Source organism: Collinsella sp. AF14-35 (assembly GCF_003464565.1).
In the GTDB taxonomy this organism is placed as follows: Bacteria; Actinomycetota; Coriobacteriia; order Coriobacteriales; family Coriobacteriaceae; genus Collinsella.
Genome location: NZ_QRZD01000003.1, coordinates 95,697 through 115,634, shown reverse-complemented (window position 1 = coordinate 115,634; position 19,938 = coordinate 95,697). Strand labels below are relative to the sequence as shown.

Sequence of the window (19,938 nt, the reverse complement as noted above, 5' to 3'; positions counted from 1 at the left end):
GATGCCCTGATGGCTCGCAAAATTACCAAGCGTCAGCAGCAAATTTACGACTTCATCAAGGAATATCAGCAGGAGAAGGGTTATCCGCCCAGCGTGCGCGAGATGGCTTCTGCCGTGGGCCTTTCCTCCCCAAGCACCGTGCACGCCCATCTCTCTGCCCTGGAGGCGCGCGGGCTGCTCAAGCGCGATGCCACCAAGCCGCGTGCCCTGGAACTCTTTAACGAGGACGGTTCCTCTGTCTCAATTTCTAAATCTGACGAGCCCACCGCACCTCGCGGAACGGTCTCGCTACCGCTCGTTGGTCGCGTCGCGGCTGGGATCCCCATTCTGGCCGAGCAGAATATCGAAGACACGTTTACTATCCCGACCGAAATCGCCACTGATCAGGGTTCCTTTATCCTTGAGGTGCATGGGAGCTCAATGATCAATGTCGGCATCTTCAATGGCGATTACATCATCGTCCGTGAACAAAAGAGTGCCATGAACGGCGAAATTGTCGTGGCCATGATTGATGGTTCGGCGACCGTCAAGACGTTCTACAAGGAGCAGGGACGTGTGCGCTTGCAGCCCGAGAACGACACTATGGAGCCTATCTATGCAACGAATCCCGTTATCCTGGGCAAAGTCGTCGGCTTGATGCGCCGGTTCTCGTAATGCAAAAACGCATCACCATCTTTGATACCGTCCGCGGGTTTACGATGATTTCTATGGCAGGTTTTCACGCTTGCTATGATCTTGCCTACCTGTACGGCTGGGATATGCCTTGGTTTACCCAGACTGTCTTTCAAGACGTCTGGCGCGCCAGCATCAGCTGGGTATTTTTGTTTATCGCGGGTTGGATGTGCACTCTTTCGCGCAACAATATCAAACGTGCCGCCAAATACGCCTTAGCAGCACTCGTTGTCTGGTTGGCAACAACACTTGTCTCAGTCGACGATTCGGTTAATTTTGGCATCATCTACTGCATGGCCGCATGCACCGGCATCGTGGCGTTGACCGATCCCGTCCTTAAGAAGATAACGGCGAGATGGGGCATGCCCCTATGCCTTGTGTTGTTCGCCCTCACCTGGAGCATCCCCAAAACGATCTATCCTGTCCCCTACCTGGCGTGGCTGGGATTTCCGAGCCCTGGGTTTGTCTCAGGTGATTACTACCCCATCATCCCGTTTATCTTTATGTATCTTGCAGGATACTTCGCCGCACACATAGCGCAGAGTATCGATAAGACCGTCCCTAGCTGGGCCTACGCCAACCCCCTGCCGGCGCTCGCCAGCCTTGGACGTCACGCTCTCCCCTTTTATCTGCTGCATCAGCCCATCATTCTGGGCATTTTGGAGCTCGTCTACTCGGTGCGATAACGCTCGAGCCGCGGTGCAATACGAGCCGGCAACTTCGCCACAATGCGAACGCCGTCCTCGAGATATTCCTCATGCAGAAGGGTTCCCTGCTCATGCACCAGCGTGATGAGAGCGCCCTCACGATACGGGATTTCAGCGGAGAGCAACACATCGGTGGCAGCTGCCTCGCGAGCAATCCGGTCGACGAGATCGTCGAGCCCTTCGCCCGTTTGAGCCGAGAACAGAACGGCCTCCGGATAGCGACGACGGAAACTCAATCGATCGACGCTATCGAGAAGATCGATTTTATTGAATACGGTAAGCGTTAAACGCTCTCCGGCGCCGATCTCATCAAGCACGCGGTCGACAGCCTCCAGCTGCCGCTCATAGTCCTCGTCAGACGCATCTACGACTTTGAGAATTAGATCGGCACCCAAAACCTCGGACAGCGTCGATTTAAAGGCATCGACCAGACCATGGGGCAGCTTTTGAATAAAGCCGACGGTATCGGTAATCGTCATGCCGCGACCGCCGGGCAGACGATACGAACGCGTCGTAGGGTCGAGCGTAGCAAACAGCTTGTCCTGCGAAAGTACCGTAGAGCCGGTCAGACGATTGAGTAACGTCGATTTACCGGCATTGGTATAACCGGCTAACGCGACGCGAAACGCCGGGGACTCAATGCGACTCTTGGATTGAACATCGCGACGCTGTTCAACCTGCTTGAGCTCACGACGAAGCGCAGCGATCTTATTACGAATGAGGCGACGGTCGACCTCGAGCTGACTTTCGCCCTGACCAAAACGTGAACCGATGCCGCCGCGCGTCTGCTCCTTGGCGAGATGGCTCCACATGCCACGCAGGCGAGGCAACAAATATTGAAGCTGTGCCAGCTGTACCTGCAGGCGTCCCTCACGCGTCTGAGCATGCAGGCCAAAGATATCCAGGATCAGTGCAGTACGATCGATAATCTTTACCGGCTCGCCCACGGCTTTCTCCAAATAGGATTGCTGCGAGGGGGTCAGGTCGTCGTCAAAAATAACGACATCGGCATCCATGCGATGCACCAGGCCGCACAGCTCCTCTACCTTACCGGAACCGATAAACGATTTAGGATACGGCTTTACCAAACGCTGCGACAAGCGTGCCACGCACTGGGCACCAGCTGTGTGGGCAAGACGCTCCAGCTCATCAAGCGAGCGATCGAGCGGCCATGCATTGTCGCGCCACTCAACACCAACTAAAATGGCACGCTCGGGCTCGGGTGCCGTGGGAACAAGGGGGAAACGGGGCATTAGGCAGCCTCAATACGATGCAGGATATCCTCAACGACCTCATCGATCGTACATTCATCCATATCAAACCACACGATACGGTCATCGCGCTTAAACCACGAAAGCTGACGCTTGGCATAACGACGCGAACGCATCTTAATGAGTTCGCGAGCCTCATCCATGCTCATCACGCCATTGAAAGCATCGATGATCTCTTTATAGCCAATTGCCTGCATCGACGTCAGGGCATCACCCAGCCCCTGGCCCATAAGACCGCGGACCTCATCGACAAGACCCTGCTCAAACATCAGATCGACGCGCAGGTTAATGCGTTCATAGAGCACCTCGCGATTTCGCGTCAGGCCAAACCATAACGCATGATAATGCTCGCGCGGAAAACTAAACTGCGATTTTTGCTGCGCATAGGAAACGCCATCATCGTGCATTTCGAGCGCGCGAATCACACGGCGCACGTTATGGGGATGAATAACAGCAGCCGATTCTGGATCGCGCTCGGCAAGCAAGGCATGCAGTTCTTCCTCGCCAATACGCTCGGCAAGCTCCTGATAGCCCGCACGACGATCGTCCTCAAGTTCACCCGAGGGAAAGTCCATCTCATCGAGGGCGGCCTTGAGATACAGCCCCGTACCTCCGCAAAAAACCGGCAGGCAACCCGAACCAAGGAGACGTTCAACATGCGCGCGAGCGTCGGCCTGATAAAGCGCAGCAGAATATGCCACACCCGGCTCTACAATGTCGACGAGACGCAGCGGCACCGTGCACTCATCGGGCGCCATCTTTGCGGTACCGATGTCCATGCCGCGATAGATTTGCATCGCATCGCACGACAGCACTTCGGACGAAAGACGAGCTGCCAAACGGTCGGCAACATCACTCTTACCAACCGCCGTCGGACCGACGATCGCAACGGCGGAAAGACCTGCCCCGGGAGAAACCATTAGCGCGGCTCGCCCACAACGGAACCGGACAAATACCAGGTCTTGGCAACGTCAACGTCGACATCAACGATCTTGCCAACAAGCTGATCGATGCTGTAACCCTCGGGGATAGGCGCATGCACGGTCTGATTCTTGGGACTCTTGCCCAGCAGGACCGCATCGTTCTTTTTACTCGTTCCCTCAATGAGCGCGGGAACCACAGTATGAAGCTCACCCTGGTTATACTCGTGTGCCGTGGTCTCGATAACCTTAACCAGGCGGTTGAAACGCTCGAGAATAACCTCATGCGGCGTAGGATCGTCAATCTCGGCGGCCGGGGTACCGGCACGCTTGGAATAGATGAAGGTATAGGCCTGAGCGTAGCGGACCGTCTCGGCAAGCGAGAGCGTCTGCTCAAAGTCTTCTTCAGTCTCGCCCGGGAAGCCAACGATAATGTCGGTCGAGAGCGCGATATCGGGCATGCGGTTGCGAATGCGATCAACCAGGCCCAGATAGTCCTCGCGTGTATAACGGCGATTCATCTCTTTGAGGATCCGCGTCGAACCTGACTGGACGGCCAGGTGCAGTTGCGGCATTACGGCAGGTGTCTCGGCCATGGCGTCGATGGTCTCGGGCAGCAGGTCCTTAGGATGCGAAGACGTAAAGAAGATGCGCTCCACGCCCGTATCACCCACGGCACGCAGCAGATCGGCAAAACGCGGCTTGCCAAACAGATCGCGACCATATGAGTTAACGTTTTGGCCCAGCAGCGTAATCTCACGCACGCCCTGGCGCACCAAACCGGTCACCTCGTCGACAATCTCCTCGAAGGGGCGGCTCTTTTCGCGACCGCGCACGTACGGCACGATGCAATAGGTGCAGAAATTATTGCAGCCCGTCATGATGGGCACCCAGGCGTGATACTGAGTCTCGCGATGCCACGGCATGCTCATGGCATCCGTATCCTCATGCTCATTGGTGCGGATATGACGCTTACCATCAAGGAACGCCTCGGCAATGAGCTCGGCCACATGTGCAATGGAATGCGTGCCAAAGATGACATTGACGTTATCGACGTTGGTGAGCAGGCCCTCGCCATCGCGCTGCGCGATGCAACCGCCAACGGCAACCACGCGCTTGCCCGAAGGCGAAGGCGGCAGGCTTTTGCAGGAATTGCACTGACCGTACAGGCGAGTATCGGCGGCCTCGCGCACGCAGCAAGTCATGAAGACAACGATATCGGCATGCGCGGGATCGAGCGCCATGAGGCAGCCATACGAATCAAGCAAACCGCTCACACGCTCGGAGTCGTGCTGATTCATCTGGCAGCCAAAGGTGCGGATAAAGTAGGTTTTACTGGCAAGAATATCGCGTACGGAACGCTGGTCCATGTGCATAAGTCCTAACGATGGGGAGCGAAACAAGGCAAGCAGAAGCTATGCCACAGGCTTAACATCATCCATGACGACGTTATCCATAGCAGCTCGATTGATCTGGTGAACGTAGATAGAAAGGCGGATGGCCGTGCGCGACTCCCCGTTAATGAGGATGTCGGAGAACACGGGCGCGCAGGAAATATCAAAACCGGTTGGAATCAAAAAACCGCGCGCGATAGCAACGGCCTTAATGGCCTGGTTGACGGCACCGGCGCCGACACACTGGATGTTGACGGGTACACCATCCTTGACCATGCCGGCGATGGCGCCGGCAACGGACGCTGGCGATGATTTGCTTGATACCTTCAGGCAATCCATGAAGAAACTCCTGCATTTAAAAGTACGTTTTAACTGCAATAACTGTATCGTACCGAGTGGACTCGGTAAAGGCACTATTCCTCTTTGGCAAGATCAAAGGTCACGGTGATTCGATCACGCGAAACACGGATCTTTGGGTCGCCGCAAAGGTTGAGATAGTACCGGGCGGCAAGGTCATTAAAGTCGCGCTCCACAGCACGCGAAAACTGTGCCATGTCATCCTTGGCAATACGTAGCCCGCGACGATCCTTCGCGAGATCGACAGGAGCCGGCGCATGCGAGGACGAATCACGCTCGCGCAGCAGACGCGCGGTCACACCGCGAACGGGCTTAATCTGCCCTGCCAAAATGCGATGGGCCGTGCGCTCGGACATCTCAAGACCCAAACCCGAACAAATACGGATAAAGTCCTCGGCATCAGAAGCAAGGCCTAAACGATCGACAACCGGAAGCTCGCTCTCGTCATCAATGAACAGGAGACGAGACGTATCGAGCCGACTTGACGCTTGAGCATAAAGGGTCGCGGCAATCTCAGACGGAGAACCGAGATAGACATCGCAACCACGCAACTCCTCGAGCGCAAACTCACAAGCAGCGCGAATAATATTATGTGGACCGCGAGCGCAGACATAACGTCCGTCCTCATCCTTGACGGCCTGGGGCCAGCTGGACTGATCGGCACGCTCACTGAGGCGGTCGGCCGCAACGCTTACCTTGAAGGCTGAACCAAGATCGACGCCGGACGTGACCATACGGGCCTCGTCGGTGTTCTGCTTAATCGAAAACAATGCCATGCCACGACCGTGAACGCCCCAACGGTCCATCTTCATGCTCTCGAGCTTGGAGGTAACGCGGGCATCAAAGATTCGCTCTTGCATATCCTGCGGAACGCCAGAACCGTTATCCAGAAAGACAAGCGTGCGGACGCCATCTTCCTTGGTCGTGGCGAGATAGACCTTGTCGGCGCCGGCATCGCGAGCATTACGGAGCATTTCGATGACGATGTCCTCGACATGCTGGATGTCGTGCTTAGCCTGGCGCCGCTCGGCCTCCGAAACGCGGAGGCGGACATACCCCTCGCCAAGGTTCTCCTCGACACGAAGGTTACCCTCCCCCGACATCGACGCGATAAATGAGATGAGCTCGTTCGCGTCGCTCATGTTATTTAGCGATATCGACAGCGCGGCTCTCGCGAATCACGACGACGCGCACCTGACCGGGATACTCCATCTCTTCCTCGATCTGATGGGCGATATCGTGAGCCAGAACCGTGGACTGGGCATCGGAAATCTTGTCCGGCTGGACCATGACGTGGACCTCGCGACCGGCCTGCATGGCATAGGTACGTTCGACGCCGTCATGGGAGTTGGCGATCTCCTCGAGCTTCTCAAGACGCTTGATGTAGTTCTCGGCAGACTCGCGACGGGCACCGGGGCGAGAGGCAGAGACAGCATCAGCGGCCTGCACCAGGACATCGAGTACCGTGTTGGGGTCGACATCGGCATGGTGAGCCTCAATAGCGTGGACGATAACGGGCTTCTCGCCATAACGGCGGGCAAGTTCGGCGCCGATGACGGCATGCGGGCCCTCGACGTCGTGGTCGATTGCCTTGCCCAGGTCATGAAGCAGGCCGGCGCGCTTGGCGGTCACAACGTCCAGGCCAAGCTCGGAAGCCATCACGCCGCACAGATCAGAGACCTCGAGGGAATGCTGAAGCACGTTCTGACCAAACGAGGTACGGTAGCGCAGGGCACCAAGGGTCTTGACGATCTCGGGGTGCAGATCGTGGATGCCGGTATCGAAGGCAGCCTGCTCGCCAGCCTCGCGCACGCGCTGCTGAACCAGGTCGGCGGCCTTGTGATACATCTCCTCGATACGGGCAGGGTGAATGCGGCCGTCGGCGATGAGGTTCTCGAGGGCGACACGGGCGGTCTCACGACGGACCGGGTCGAAGCTCGAAAGAACGACTGTCTCGGGCGTGTCATCGATCACGAGGTTGACGCCGGAAACCTGCTCGAAGGTCCGGATGTTGCGACCCTCGCGACCGATGATACGGCCCTTGAGGTCATCAGAGGGAATGTGCACGGAGGTAACGGTGACCTCGGCAGTGTAGTCGGCAGCGCAGCGCTGAATCGCCAGAGACAGAATCTCCTGGGCGGTCTTGTGGCACTCGGCGCGAACCTGCTGCTCGGACTCGCGAATGATCGTGGCGGCCTCGTGGGTGACCTCGCCGCGAACCTTATCGAGGAGCTCCTTGTGGGCGTCCTCGCGGGTAAGATCGGCGATACGCTCGAGCTCGGAGGTCTGCTTTGCGCAGAGCTCCTCGAGCTCACGGGAGCGCTTCTCGACCTGACCGGCCTGGCTGGACAGCTGATGCTCGCGCTTGTCGAGAGCGTCGTTGCGGCGATCGAGGGATTCCTCGCGCTGCATCACGCGGTTCTCGAGCGTACGAATCTCGTTCTTACGCTGCTTGTCCTCGGCCTCGGCGGCCTGCTTGTTCTTGATGATCTCCTCTTTAGCCTCGAGTAGAGCCTCTTTTTTGAGGGTCTCGGCCTGACGCTTAGCATCACCGATCAGGGACTCAGCCTGTGCGTGTGCCGACTGGATTTTTTCGTCGGCCTCGTGAAGACTACCCTGCTTGGCGGTGCGCATGTAGGCAATGGCGGCGATGGCACCCAAAACGATGCCAACGAGCGCTGCGATGATAGGCATGCTCACTCCTTTTTATGGATTCGTTACACAACAAAGCGAACCGTCCTTACGAACGGCTCGCGACATTTGAGTAATATGGGCGCAGCTTATGCGGGTCGGATACAGATAAACATATAAACAAACTCATCACAGATGAGCACATATCACAAAGCAAATGACGCTGTTTATCGTACGTTGAACCACAACAACTGTCAAATAAATGCCCCCAACACGGCGGCTAAAACGCGGTGAACGGCAGGGCCACAAAACGCATACGCCTAAACCGCACATTCCTCACGTTCGGCATCGAGACGTGCCTTAACGGCATCGGCGGCGATGTGATACGAGAAGCCCTTGCCCATCAAAAACCGAACCAGTTTTTCGAATCCGCGCGTCTCTGGAACACGCCGCTTGGCGAGCAGGGCTGACGCACGCGCCAAATCGTCTTCGACGGCAAAATAATCCTCGGGATAACCGGGAATGTCATCGAGCACGACATGACGGCGCTTGAGCTCGGTCTCGATTTTACGCTGTCCCCAACCGCGCCGCTTGCGTTCCTCGATAAAGTACGAGCAAAAGCGGTTCTCGTCTAAAAAGCGATACTCGGTGGCGCGCTCGACGGCGAAATCGATCGCGGACTGGTGAAAGCCGTAGCGTGCCAACTTGTCACGGACCTCACCCGTCGCATGGTCGCGTCGCGATAGCATCTCGGTCACCATGGTAAGTGCACATTTACGCTCGATGAGCTGCACCGCTTCACAAAAGTTATCCCAATCACAGGGAAGATCGGGGCGATTTTTGACATACAGGCGCGCGACCCGCACGGGAATCCAAATGGACCGCTCAAAACCGCCCTCAAGCTCACAATCGATATGTGCGCAAGGCTTTTTGGACGCATACCCGCTCGAGAACGAGGAGGCCGCCTTCTTATCGGGAAAGACGACCGTGGCCTCGGTTACCGTATACGACATGAGCGTAACCGCTACTCGTCGTCATCATCGAGCATGGCGGAACCATCGATGGCGTAAAGCTCGTCAAACTCCTCAGGCGCAGGCTGATCGGTCAGTTCGACCTCGGACGGAGCATCGTCATCAAACTCAAGCCCGCAGGCAAGGCGGACCTTATGCTCAATCTCGTCGGCGCAATCGGGGTGTTCGCGCAGGAACGCCTTGGCGGCCTCGCGACCGTTGCCGAGCTTGTCCTCGCCATAGGCAAACCAGGAGCCCATCTTCTTGCAAATGCCGCACTCGACAGCCATGTCCAGAATCGAGCCCTCCTTAGAGATGCCCGTACCGTACATGATGTCGAACTCAGCAGAACGGAACGGAGCTGCCACCTTGTTCTTAACGACCTTGGCGCGCACGCGGTTACCGATAACCTCATCCTTAAGCTTAATGCTGTCGATGCGGCGAATGTCGATACGCACCGAAGAGAAGAACTTAAGGGCGCGGCCGCCCGTCGTAGTCTCGGGGTTGCCGAACATAACGCCGATCTTCTCTCGCAGCTGGTTAATGAAGATGCATGTCGTGTTGGACTTGGACAGCGAGCCGGCGAGCTTGCGGAGCGCCTGACTCATCAGACGAGCTTGCAAACCGACCGTGGTATCGCCGATCTCTCCCTCGATCTCGGCACGCGGGGTCAGCGCGGCGACGGAGTCGACGACGATGGCATCGATGGCGCCGGAACGCACGAGCATGTCAACAATCTCGAGCGCCTGCTCACCCGTATCAGGCTGGGAAATCAGTACCTCGTCGATATCCACGCCAATGCGCGCGGCATACGTGGGATCGAGCGCGTGCTCGGCATCGATAAATGCCACCACGCCACCCATTGCCTGGGCTTCGGCCAGGATCTCGAGCGAAAGCGTCGTCTTACCGGAGGACTCAGGACCGTAAATCTCGACGATACGGCCGCGCGGCACACCGCCGATACCCAGAGCGGCATCGAGTGCCAGAGCGCCCGTGGGGATGGCCTCAACCTCAAGCTCGGGGCCGCCGTCACCATACCTCATGATGGAGCCTTGACCGAACTTCTTCTCGATCTCGGCCTTGGTGGTGGCGATCATCTCTTCGCGCTCTTTACCCGTCGTGGGTGCATGAACGGTACGTACGGGACCTGAATTCTTGGCCATGAATAGCCCTCCTCTTAACAACCTGCATCGATAATAAACGAACGGCTGTTCGTGGTCAACCGTTCAGGCCAATCATATGCAGGCAGTCTTTCCAAAACCCAACCAAACGCCGACCAAACACTGACCAAATGCTTGACCACAAAGGGCCGAATAAGAACAAGGAAGGCAAGAATACACCTATAACCAGCGCAAACGCTAAATTCGTCAGGGGTCTCTATCTCCACAATTAAGGGGGCCCTAAGGCCCCTGAAAACACGTCTATTCCATAGAGTTGAGCACAAGGGCAATGCGTCCCAATGCCTCCGCGACCGCATGGGCACGAACACACGAACGGTCGCCCTCATAGTGGCAGCGCACAGAGTCCGCGACCGGCACTTCCCCATCAGCCGCGCGATACGCCCAGCCAATATAGAAAGTGCCAGCCGGATCGTCCTCAGTGCCGCCACCGGGGCCGGCATAACCCGTTGCGCTCACTGCAATATCGCTCTGGTATAGCTCCAGCGAACCCGCCGCCATCTCGCGCGCGGTCTGATGCGACACCGCGGTATAGCGGTCGAGCGTCTCCTGATCAACACCCAAAACGCGATGCTTGATCTCATCGCAGTAGGTCACCGCACCGCCACGCAGCACCGCCGAGGCGCCCGGGATATCGGCAATCGTCGAGGCGATCATACCTGCTGTCAGCGACTCAGCCGTCGAAACCGTCACGCCCCGAGCGCTCGCGCGCTCGACAATATCGCGCGCCAGCTCCTCGTTATGTGCGGAAATCTGCTCAAAAGAGTCCGTCATACCCACTAGGACCTAGACCGAAAAGACGATCTTGCGGCAGTTCCAGAAGTACTGGGCGCCCGAGATAACGGTCAGGACAACGGCAACGGCGTACAGGAAACGCGACACCGAGTAGATGCCGAGCGTCAGCGCCAGCGGGCCAAGGTGCAAGCCGGCCATCGCAAAGACGCACAGGTAACCGCAGATGGAGACCATCGTGGTCGCCGTCTTGTACTTGCCGAGCTTATCGGCCGCAACGACAACGCCGGCGGCACTCGCAACCATGCGCAGGGCGCTTACCAGCAGCTCGCGGAACAAGATGATGAACACGGACCAAACCGACACGGCACCAAAGTCCAAGAATAGCAGCAGGGCCGAGAATACGAGCAGCTTGTCGGCGATGGGGTCCAAGAATTTACCGAAGTCGGTAATCTCGTTGCGCGAGCGCGCCAGGTAGCCGTCAACCTTATCGGTGCACGACAGGATGACGTACAGAATGAAGGCAGCGGCGGCGAGCGGGCCGTCGAAGGTGCTCCAATCTGTACCGGCAACACTCGTGTGAGAAAGCGCCGACACGATCATGAACACCGGGATAAAGACGATGCGAACGCACGTCACGATGTTGGCGGGCGTCCAAACACTCGTCAGTTCCTTATTGCTCTCGTTTGCCACGACGCTCTCCTACTCCACAACATGGCCGATAAGCTCATAGCAGAAGCTATCGGTAAACTCGACCGTCAGAATATCGCCCACAGATGCCTCGCTGGCATCCAGATGCACCGCGCCATCGGAATCAGGCGCCTGGAACCAGGCATGTCCGATCAGCTCGGCGCCGTCCTCGGTCTCTTCGATACCGTCGACAATCACCTGGGCGCGCTCGCCCACATGTGCGGCAGTTGCAGCAAAACCGAGCGACTCGACCAGGTCCATGGCCTCCTGGGCGCGCTCGAGCTTGACCTCTTCGTCGACCTGGCCCTCCATCTTGGCGGCCAGGCTGCCCTCCTCCTGCGAGTAGGCAAAGACGCTCGTGTAGTCGAAGCCGACGGTGTCCATAAAGTCGATAAGGTCGCGGAACTCGTCGTCGGTCTCGGTCGGGAAGCCGACCATGGCCGTGGAACGAATCACGATGCCGGGGATGCGCTCACGCAGATCGCGGAACAGGGCCTCGAGCTCCTGGCGCGAACCAGAACGGCGCATAGCCTTGAGGATGCGCGCGTCGCAGTGCTGCACGGGGATATCGATATAGGGCAGCACCTCGGGCGTATCACGAATGGTCTCAATGAGCTCGTCAGTCATGCCCTCGGGCTGCAGGTAGAGCACACGGACCCAGACGTTCTGCGGACGCACGGCCTCGGCGACGGCGCGCAGCAGCTGCGCCAGATTGCGCGGCGAGCCATCGGTGACGTCTTCGTCGGCAAAGTCGGTGCCCCAAATACCCGTGTCCTGGCCGATCAGCACGATCTCGCGCACACCGCCGGCAACCAGGTCGCGCACCTCGGAGATAATGCTCTCGGCATTGCGCGAATGATAGCGACCGCGAATATAGGGGATCATGCAGAAGCTGCAGAAGCGGTTGCAGCCATCGGAAATCTTGACGTAAGCAACGGCGCCCTCGACAGTGCGCTTGACTTGCGGAATATAGGCAGCGATCTCACGCTCGACACCCAGCACGCCATCGATGACCGCCACGATGCCGTCCTCCTCGTCGGCCTTCACAAAGGCAGCGACCTCGGGCAGTTCATCGGGCAGGTCGTCGCCATAGCGCGACGGCACACAGCCGCACATGACGATGGGACAAGAACGAACGCCGTCCTGAACCTCGTTGGCGAGCTCGAGCGTGGTCTCGATGCTCTCGGACGTTGCGGAGGCGAGGAACGAGCATGTATTGACGATGGCGATATCGGCATCCTGTGGGTCGAATGCCTCCTCGTAGCCCGCGGCGGTCAAAAGAGAACGCATGCGGTCGGTGTCAACCTCGTTCTTAGCGCACCCGAGGGTGATGTAGAGCACGGAGCCCAACGGTGTATCCATGTTGGAGAGCAGTCCTTTCGAATGATATTAGCGGTAGTTGGTGAACTGCAGCGGCTGGCCGTAGTCCTGGTCGCGCAGGAACTGGATCACGGTCTGCAACGCGTCCTTCGAAGCAGAGGAAACACGCAGCTTGTCGGCCTCGATAGTCACCTTGACCTTGAGCTTTTGGTCCTTGATGTCCTTGTTGATCTTCTTAGCGGTCGCCTGGTCGATACCCTCGACGATATGGCCGAGCACGCGCACGGTGCCGCCCGATGCCGCCTGCGGAGCATCCCACGAGACAGCCTTGAGGTCGATGCCGCGCTTGATGAGCTTGGAGCTCAGCACGTCGATAATCTGCTTGGAGACAAAGTCGGCCGGGGCGTTGATCGTAAAGAGCTTGTCGCCCTTCGAAAGCTCGATCGTGGCGCCGGAATCCTTCAGGTCATAGCGCTGGGAAATCTCGCGCGTGGTTTGCTGGAAGGCGTTGTCGACCTCTTGCATGTTGACCTCGGACACGACGTCGAAGCTGGAATCTTTAGCCATGATGTTTCCTTTCGCGTACGAGCGACTTAGTAGCTATCGTACGAATAGTCGGTAGAATCGGTGGACGTCTGGCCGTCAGTTGCGGTATCGGCGCCATCCGTGGACTGGGCATCGGTGCCGTCGGTGGTGTCGGTACCATCGGTGGTGTCGGTACCATCAGAACTTTCACCATTCTCGGAACCAGTCGTCTCCTTCTTGGGAACGGTGATCGTCACACGCGCCACGCCCGAGGTCTTGGTATCGTAACGGACCTTTTCGCCGTTCTTGGTAACGGTGACATCGGAAGGCTTGGACGTGGTGATCTCGATCGAGGACTCAGGCGTGTACTCCTGCTCAAAGGGGCCAGTCGCCTGGGCGCCATAGACCGACTTGCCATCGACCTTGACCTCAATCCAGGCGGTCTTTCCCTTGGCAACGGAGACCTTGACCTTCGTTACCTCGTTTTCTTCCTTTTTAGCCGTCGTCTTGGTGGCGTCCGAATCGGTCGACTCATCCGTCGCCTCATCGGTGTCTTCGTCCTCGTCGACCGTTTCGGTCTTCTTAGAAGACTTCTTGGGCGTCGTCTTGGTAGCAGTGGGCGTCTCGGGCGTGGTCTCGGGCGTCGAAGATGCGCAGCCGCGCAGAAGTACCACGATGAGCACGATCAGCAGCAACGCCACGGCACCGATGCCGGCGTAGACGATACGCGGATCGAGACCGTTGTTTTGAGGAGTACGGGAACCGCCGCGTCCACGACTGGAACTGCTGCAGCCGCCTCCCTGAGGCATACGACCACGATTGCTGTCGGAACGGCCGAGATAGCCACCCTGGCCCTGAAGGCTGCGCTGACCCGAGCGGGGCGCAAGTTCACCGCGGCCTTGATAGCCACGCTGGCCCGCACGCGGAGCCGAAGAGCGCTGGCCATACGGCTGTGATTGAGAGCGAAGACGCGGCGTCACCTGCGTGGCATCGGCGTCCGCATAGCCGCCGAGAGCACGACCGGCAGAGACACCACGGTAGCCACGATCGGAATAGCCGCCATCTCCGTAGCCGACACGGGGATCGCGCACCACACCGCGGGCAGCGGGAAGCGCACGATCGTCGGGCATAGGCGTGCTGCGGAAACGATCGCGCTGAGAACGGATTTCCTCACTGGACCCCGTCTCGGTAATATAGCCAGCCTGCTGCGGACGCTGACCATAACGCGTCGAACGACCACCCTGAACCATCAGGAAGCGCCCATTATCCACCGAGGAACGCGAATTGACATAGCCGGCGGCGTCCTGGAAACGACCGCCCTGCTGCGACGTCTCGCGCTCATATGCCATCAGCTCGTCAAAGTAGGCATTGACGACCTCGCGTGGATTGAGGCCCAAAAAGCGAGCATAGCTCGAAATCATGCCCTGCGCATAGCCGCGCGGCGGCATCGAAGCAAAGTTACCGGTCTCGAAAAACTCGATGATCTGCGGCCTGATTTTGATGGTGTTGGCGACCTGCTGAATGGAAAGGCCCATTCGGCGACGCTGCTCGAGCAGCATGTCACCAAAGCGTGCAGCCATCAGAATCCTCCAAACTCACGATCTTCACGTGCCATCTCGGCGTCGACAGATTCCAGCGCGGCAAGCCCCTCCTCGTCCAACAGGACCTCGCGCGGCTTGGAACCGTCGGGCGGGCCGACGACACCCTTTTCTTCCAGCATGTCCATAATACGCCCGGCGCGCGCATAGCCAACCTTCAGACGACGTTGCAGGCCAGATGTGGAGCCCAGCTGCGATTCCACCACAATATGGGCGGCTTCCCAGATGAGCGGATCATCGTCTTGCGGCTCGGCGACTCCGGTGCGGACAATGCCGCCGCCACCCGCCATGGACATGGAAGCGGGCGCCACGGCGGACAGAATCTCCTCGTGGTAGTCGGGCTCGCTTTGCGACTTGACGAACTCGACAATCTCGTTGATTTCGTCGTCCGAGACAAAGCAGCCCTGGATACGGCGGGGCTTGCCCCAGTCGACCTTGGAGAACAGCATGTCGCCCAAACCGGTGAGCTTCTCGGCACCCATCTGGTCGATGATGACGCGCGAGTCGATGCCCGTGGCGACGTTAAAGGCGATGCGGTTGGTGATGTTGGCCTTGATGAGGCCCGTCACCACGTTGGAGCTGGGGCGCTGCGTGGCAACGATAAGGTGAATACCGGCGGCACGGCCCAGCTGTGCAATACGCACGATCGAGGCCTCGACATCCTTACCGGCGACCATCATCAGGTCAGAGAGCTCGTCGATGATGATGACCAGGTAGGGCATCTTTTGCGGCGGGTTGTCGTAATGCTCAAACTCGCCGGCGGCCTGCTTTTCATTGTAGGTCGAGATCTTACGCACGTTGAGACGCTCGAAGACCTTCAGGCGACGCTCCATCTCGGACACGGCCCATTGCAGAGCGCTCGCGGCTTGCTTGGGCTCGGTCACCACGGGCACATAGAGATGCGGCAGGCCGTTATAGCCCGCAAGCTCGACGCGCTTGGGGTCAACCATGATCAGGCGAACGTCCTCGGGAAGGGCGCGCATGAGCAAGGTCGTGATGATGGAATTGATCATCACCGACTTACCAGAACCGGTCGTACCGGCAATCAACAGGTGAGGCATCTTGGCGAGGTCGGCGACAACCGGCGTGCCCTCAGCGTCGCGGCCGATGGCGAGCTCGAGCGGACCGCCCTTCACATAGGGCAGCACGTCGCCCAGATTGACGTTCTGGCGCTTGCGGTTGGGAATCTCGATGCCCACGAGCGAGGTGCCGGGGATCGGGGCAAAGATACGCACCGACTGGGCAGCGAGCGAAAGCGCGATATCGTCCTCGAGGCTCGAGATTTTGCTCACACGCTCGCCCTCACCGGGCTGCAGTTTAAAGGTCGTCACCGTGGGGCCGGCGATCCAGCCGACCACGCGGGCACTGCGGCCAAACTCAAGCAAGGTGGATTGCAGTGACTCAGCGGTCTGCTCCAGCTCCTTGTCCGAAGACGCGGCGGAAGCCGACTGCGGGTTGGCATGCAGGATTTCGAGCGGCGGAAGCTTGAGGCCGTCCTCTTCTTCGCCCTCGTTATCTGCGGCGCCGTCGTCCACTCCCCCATCACGAGCCGCAGCCGATTCGATAGCACTCGTGGCAGGCGCATCGGCAACCTTGGGATGCTTCAGGAAGTCGGGAATCTGAGGTGCGGCCGAGACGGGATTCACGGCAAACGGCGGCTCGGACTCGTCGATCTTATCGGGGTCGTCTTCCATCGAAAGCTGGCCGGTTACCTGGCCGCGCTTTGCATGGCGACGCGGCAGCAAAGTTGTCTTTGCGGTCTCAATCGGAGCCTCATCGTCCTCGTCATCGCCCTCGGTGAGCTCAATCTCGCTATCGGACCAAGACGGGTCGGGTTCACTCGTATTGAGCTTAGGCGCAACCTTGCCCTTCTTGGCATGGCGGCGCGGCAACAGCGTGGTCTTGGCTCGCTCGGCTTCAACCGACTCGGATACGTCGACAAACGGGTCATCGTCCTCGTCATCATCCAAAACCGGGTCGACATCGCCACCCATGACCGTGGTCACCGCGGCGTCAGTCCCCTTCTGGCGCAGAATGCTCAGGTGCGGACGGGCGACGCCGGGAACCGACAGGGCCTCTTCATCGCCCCACGGGCTCGCATTGACATCGGCACGTCGACGCTCGGCAAAATCGGCAGCGCGATCGCGGGCAGAGCGCAGCACGCCGCCCACCGAAAATCCAATGATAACCAGGCCCACAACGACAAGCCCCAGCAGGACTACCATGGCGATGGGTTTACCCAGGGCGTTTTGCAAGGCACTGGCGATAAAGGCGCCAATGTAGCCGCCCGAGGTGGAAAGGTTTTGCGGCGTGAACATGAGGTCGCACGAATCGCTCGTGCCCGGCACCATCAGCGACAGGATGGAGACAATGGCCACAAAGACCACGGCACCGCCAGCGACCGAACGGACGTTGAGCGGCGAGTCCTCGCCCAAAAAGAGCGTGGCGGCAAACAGCAGGATGACAATCGGCAGCACGTAGGCGCCCAGACCAAAGCCCAGGTGGTAGAAACCGGCAACAGCGGCCGTCACGGGCGCCGTTGCCGGGGAAATCACGGCAATGAAGGACGCAATCGCCAAAACGGCGATGACCACGCCGGCGATATCGCGATTGGCCGAGGGCTCGACCAGAGGCTCGAACTCATCGAACTCGGCCTCGTGGCCCTTATTGGCACGCAGATGGGAACCGGCACCCTTAGCAGATGCCGGCTGGTTGTTGGCTTTATTGCCCTTGGCGTTTTGTGCAGATCCGCGCGCCAAACTAAACCTCCATGACGACCGGAATGATCATCGGACGGGTGCGCGTACGGCTCCATATAAAGTTGGAGAGCGAATCGCGCACGGCCTTGCGAATGGCATCGGAGCCGCTGCTGGTAAAGCTGAACTTGCCCTTCTCGATCGTCTTCATGATGGATGCGGAGGCATCCTCGGAGAACTGGTCGTCGATGGCAAACGAGACACCGCGGCCCGAGAACTCGATGGCCTCGATCTTCTTGTGCTTGAGCGAGACGATGGCAACGGCCGTGACCATACCGTCGTTGGCGAGCTTCTGGCGATCGCGTAGGACGATGGGGTCGGTATCGCCGATGCGCAGGCCGTCGACATAGACGACGCCGGACTCGACGGGCGTACCGCGTTTGACGATACCGCCGCGCATCTCGAGCGTGTCGCCGTTATCGAGGATAAAGATATGATCGTCCTTGAGACCCATCTTACGGGCCAGCTGGGCATGGGCGCGTAGATGCACGGCCTCACCGTGAACCGGCATAAAGTACGTGGGCTTGGCCATGGCCATCAGGAGCTTGAGCTCCTCCTGGCTACCGTGACCGGAGACGTGGACGAGAGCGCGGTTCTTATCCCACACGTCGCAGCCGAGCTTGGCCAGGCTGTTGACGACCTGCTGGACGGCTTTCTCATTGCCGGGAACAGGAGTTGCCGAGAGGATAACGGTATCGCCCTCGTGAATGGAGAGCGTCTTGTGCTCGCCATTGGCCATGCGGGACAGGGCCGACAGCGGCTCGCCCTGCGAACCAGTGCACATGACGACGATCTTGTCGTCAGGCAGGTTATCAATATCGAAGGCATCGATGATATCGGCATCATCGATGTTGAGATAACCGAGCTCGCGCGCCACGCGGGTGTTCGTGAGCATGGAGCGACCGGTCACAACGACCTTACGGCCGCACTTGCGGGCGGCATCGCAGATCTGCTGCAAACGATGGATGTGGCTCGAGAACGATGCGACGAACACGCGACCCGGGGCGTTCTTGATGGCGTGCAGCAGGTTGGGACCAACCTCGGCCTCGGACTTGGTAAAGCCGGGAACCGTGGCATTGGTGGAGTCGGAAAGCAGCAGGTCGATGCCCTGCTTGGCAAAGCGGCTGATAGCGGCATAGTCGGGCGTGACGCCGTCGATGGGCGTCTGGTCGAGCTTAAAGTCGCCGGTGTGCATAACGGTGCCCTGGTTGGTGCGAATGAACACGCCCAGAGCGCCGGGGATGGAGTGCGTCATCGAGAAGAAGTCGAGCGAGATGCCGCCGAGGTTGACATGGCTGCCGCCCTTGACCTCACGGAACTTGGGTGCGCGGATGCGGAACTCGGAGAGCTTGCCCTCGATAAAGCCGAGCGTCAGCTTGCTCGAGAAGATGGGCACCTTATTGTTGAGGTCCTGCAGCAGATACGGAAGCGAACCGGTGTGGTCCTCGTGGCCGTGGGTGACGATGATGCCGCGGAGCTTCTCCTCGTTCTCAAGAACATAGGTGTAGTCGGGAAGCACCAGGTCGATACCGGGCTGGGAGTCATCCGGGAACATGAGGCCAGCGTCGACGAGCACCATGTCGTCGCCGCACTCGAAGACCGTCATGTTCTTGCCGATGCCGTCAAGGCCGCCAAGCGGGATGATCTTCAAGGGAGATGATTTTTTAGCTGCCATAGGTAAGTGTGGTTTCCTTTCTTCGAAACGGGTCTGGAACAACCGACGGGGCGCTTCTGGCAAACCGACCGCCGGGAACGTACAAATATGCATCGCAGAGTCGATGCAATAACCACAGTATGATACCCATTTGCACAACAACAGACCACCCATGCATCAAAGCCCCATCTGAACTGGTCTATCCCGCCGGTTTCCCGTGGGGCGGGCGCTGATGAAGTTTCCTGCTCTACAGTCCTGCTCACGACGGAGGCCACATTAAGTGGCCTCCTGTTCGTGCGGAACTCGCGATAAACTTCATCAGCGCCCGCCCCACGGGAAACCTGCCAAAAAGGGACAGGTTTGTTTTGGTCGGTTTTATCTGGGAAGATGCTGCTGCGGCTATCTACAGATCTGAAATCTGACTACTGAATAGACTGTCTAGCTAAATAGCGAGCGGCACTAACCAGCCCTTTTGCTTGCGACCGGGAGGGGCGCATATGAAGTTTATCGCGAGTTCCGCACG

General features: G+C 58.7%; 17 protein-coding genes. 2 read left to right on the top strand and 15 right to left on the bottom strand.

The window, feature by feature from the left end:
• Positions 1-9 precede the first annotated feature (9 nt).
• Together lexA and DWW12_RS02110 are read left to right on the top strand one after the other, a co-directional pair.
• Positions 10-654, top strand: a complete 645-nt coding sequence (lexA, locus tag DWW12_RS02115; RefSeq protein WP_040359862.1) for a transcriptional repressor LexA — start codon at positions 10-12, stop codon at positions 652-654.
• Positions 654-1,358, top strand: a complete 705-nt coding sequence (locus DWW12_RS02110; RefSeq protein ID WP_117854742.1) for a heparan-alpha-glucosaminide N-acetyltransferase — start codon at positions 654-656, stop codon at positions 1,356-1,358. The genes lexA and DWW12_RS02110 overlap by 1 nt, the downstream gene beginning before the upstream one ends.
• Here DWW12_RS02110 and hflX read toward each other — a convergent pair.
• From hflX to DWW12_RS02035, 15 genes are all read right to left on the bottom strand, one after another.
• On the bottom strand, positions 1,343-2,632 hold the full coding sequence (gene hflX, locus DWW12_RS02105) for a GTPase HflX (RefSeq protein WP_117854740.1): 1,290 nt from the start codon (positions 2,630-2,632) through the stop codon (positions 1,343-1,345). The two genes, DWW12_RS02110 and hflX, sit on opposite strands and share 16 nt — an antisense overlap.
• Complete coding sequence (gene miaA, locus DWW12_RS02100; protein ID WP_117854739.1) at positions 2,632-3,570, bottom strand: tRNA (adenosine(37)-N6)-dimethylallyltransferase MiaA; 939 nt, start codon at positions 3,568-3,570, stop codon at positions 2,632-2,634. Before miaA ends, hflX begins: the two co-directional genes overlap by 1 nt.
• Positions 3,570-4,940, bottom strand: a complete 1,371-nt coding sequence (miaB, locus tag DWW12_RS02095) for a tRNA (N6-isopentenyl adenosine(37)-C2)-methylthiotransferase MiaB (RefSeq protein WP_117854737.1) — start codon at positions 4,938-4,940, stop codon at positions 3,570-3,572. Before miaB ends, miaA begins: the two co-directional genes overlap by 1 nt.
• A 45-nt stretch (positions 4,941-4,985) precedes the next feature.
• Entirely contained in the window at positions 4,986-5,303 is a 318-nt protein-coding gene (locus tag DWW12_RS02090) for a stage V sporulation protein S (protein WP_006235982.1), read from the bottom strand.
• Between the two features lie 74 nt (positions 5,304-5,377).
• Positions 5,378-6,463: an ATP-binding protein gene (locus tag DWW12_RS02085; protein ID WP_089573374.1), complete on the bottom strand. Its 1,086-nt coding sequence runs from the start codon at positions 6,461-6,463 to the stop codon at positions 5,378-5,380.
• Between the two features lies 1 nt (position 6,464).
• Positions 6,465-8,015 carry a ribonuclease Y gene (gene rny / locus DWW12_RS02080; protein ID WP_117854735.1) on the bottom strand — a complete coding sequence of 517 codons (1,551 nt, stop codon included), beginning with the start codon at positions 8,013-8,015 and terminating at the stop codon, positions 6,465-6,467.
• Between the two features lie 257 nt (positions 8,016-8,272).
• Complete coding sequence (locus DWW12_RS02075; RefSeq protein WP_117635241.1) at positions 8,273-8,965, bottom strand: regulatory protein RecX; 693 nt, start codon at positions 8,963-8,965, stop codon at positions 8,273-8,275.
• Between the two features lie 11 nt (positions 8,966-8,976).
• The gene (gene recA, locus DWW12_RS02070; protein WP_099431786.1) at positions 8,977-10,125 is read right to left on the bottom strand and encodes a recombinase RecA; all 1,149 of its coding nucleotides are present in this window, start codon (positions 10,123-10,125) and stop codon (positions 8,977-8,979) included.
• A 258-nt stretch (positions 10,126-10,383) separates the two neighbouring features.
• On the bottom strand, positions 10,384-10,914 hold the full coding sequence (locus DWW12_RS02065) for a CinA family protein (RefSeq protein ID WP_117635243.1): 531 nt from the start codon (positions 10,912-10,914) through the stop codon (positions 10,384-10,386).
• Positions 10,915-10,926: 12 nt separating this feature from the next.
• Complete coding sequence (gene pgsA / locus DWW12_RS02060) at positions 10,927-11,475, bottom strand: CDP-diacylglycerol--glycerol-3-phosphate 3-phosphatidyltransferase (protein WP_229071689.1); 549 nt, start codon at positions 11,473-11,475, stop codon at positions 10,927-10,929.
• A 99-nt stretch (positions 11,476-11,574) separates the two neighbouring features.
• Positions 11,575-12,924, bottom strand: coding sequence for a 30S ribosomal protein S12 methylthiotransferase RimO (gene rimO, locus DWW12_RS02055; protein WP_117635244.1), 1,350 nt, complete (start codon positions 12,922-12,924; stop codon positions 11,575-11,577).
• Positions 12,925-12,951: 27 nt separating this feature from the next.
• Complete coding sequence (locus DWW12_RS02050) at positions 12,952-13,449, bottom strand: YajQ family cyclic di-GMP-binding protein (protein WP_022094699.1); 498 nt, start codon at positions 13,447-13,449, stop codon at positions 12,952-12,954.
• Between the two features lie 26 nt (positions 13,450-13,475).
• The gene (locus DWW12_RS02045; RefSeq protein ID WP_117635245.1) at positions 13,476-14,987 is read right to left on the bottom strand and encodes a RodZ family helix-turn-helix domain-containing protein; all 1,512 of its coding nucleotides are present in this window, start codon (positions 14,985-14,987) and stop codon (positions 13,476-13,478) included.
• Positions 14,987-17,764 carry a DNA translocase FtsK gene (locus DWW12_RS02040; protein WP_233502848.1) on the bottom strand — a complete coding sequence of 926 codons (2,778 nt, stop codon included), beginning with the start codon at positions 17,762-17,764 and terminating at the stop codon, positions 14,987-14,989. Before DWW12_RS02040 ends, DWW12_RS02045 begins: the two co-directional genes overlap by 1 nt.
• Position 17,765: 1 nt before the next feature.
• On the bottom strand, positions 17,766-19,436 hold the full coding sequence (locus tag DWW12_RS02035) for a ribonuclease J (protein ID WP_089573381.1): 1,671 nt from the start codon (positions 19,434-19,436) through the stop codon (positions 17,766-17,768).
• Positions 19,437-19,938: the final 502 nt, after the last annotated feature.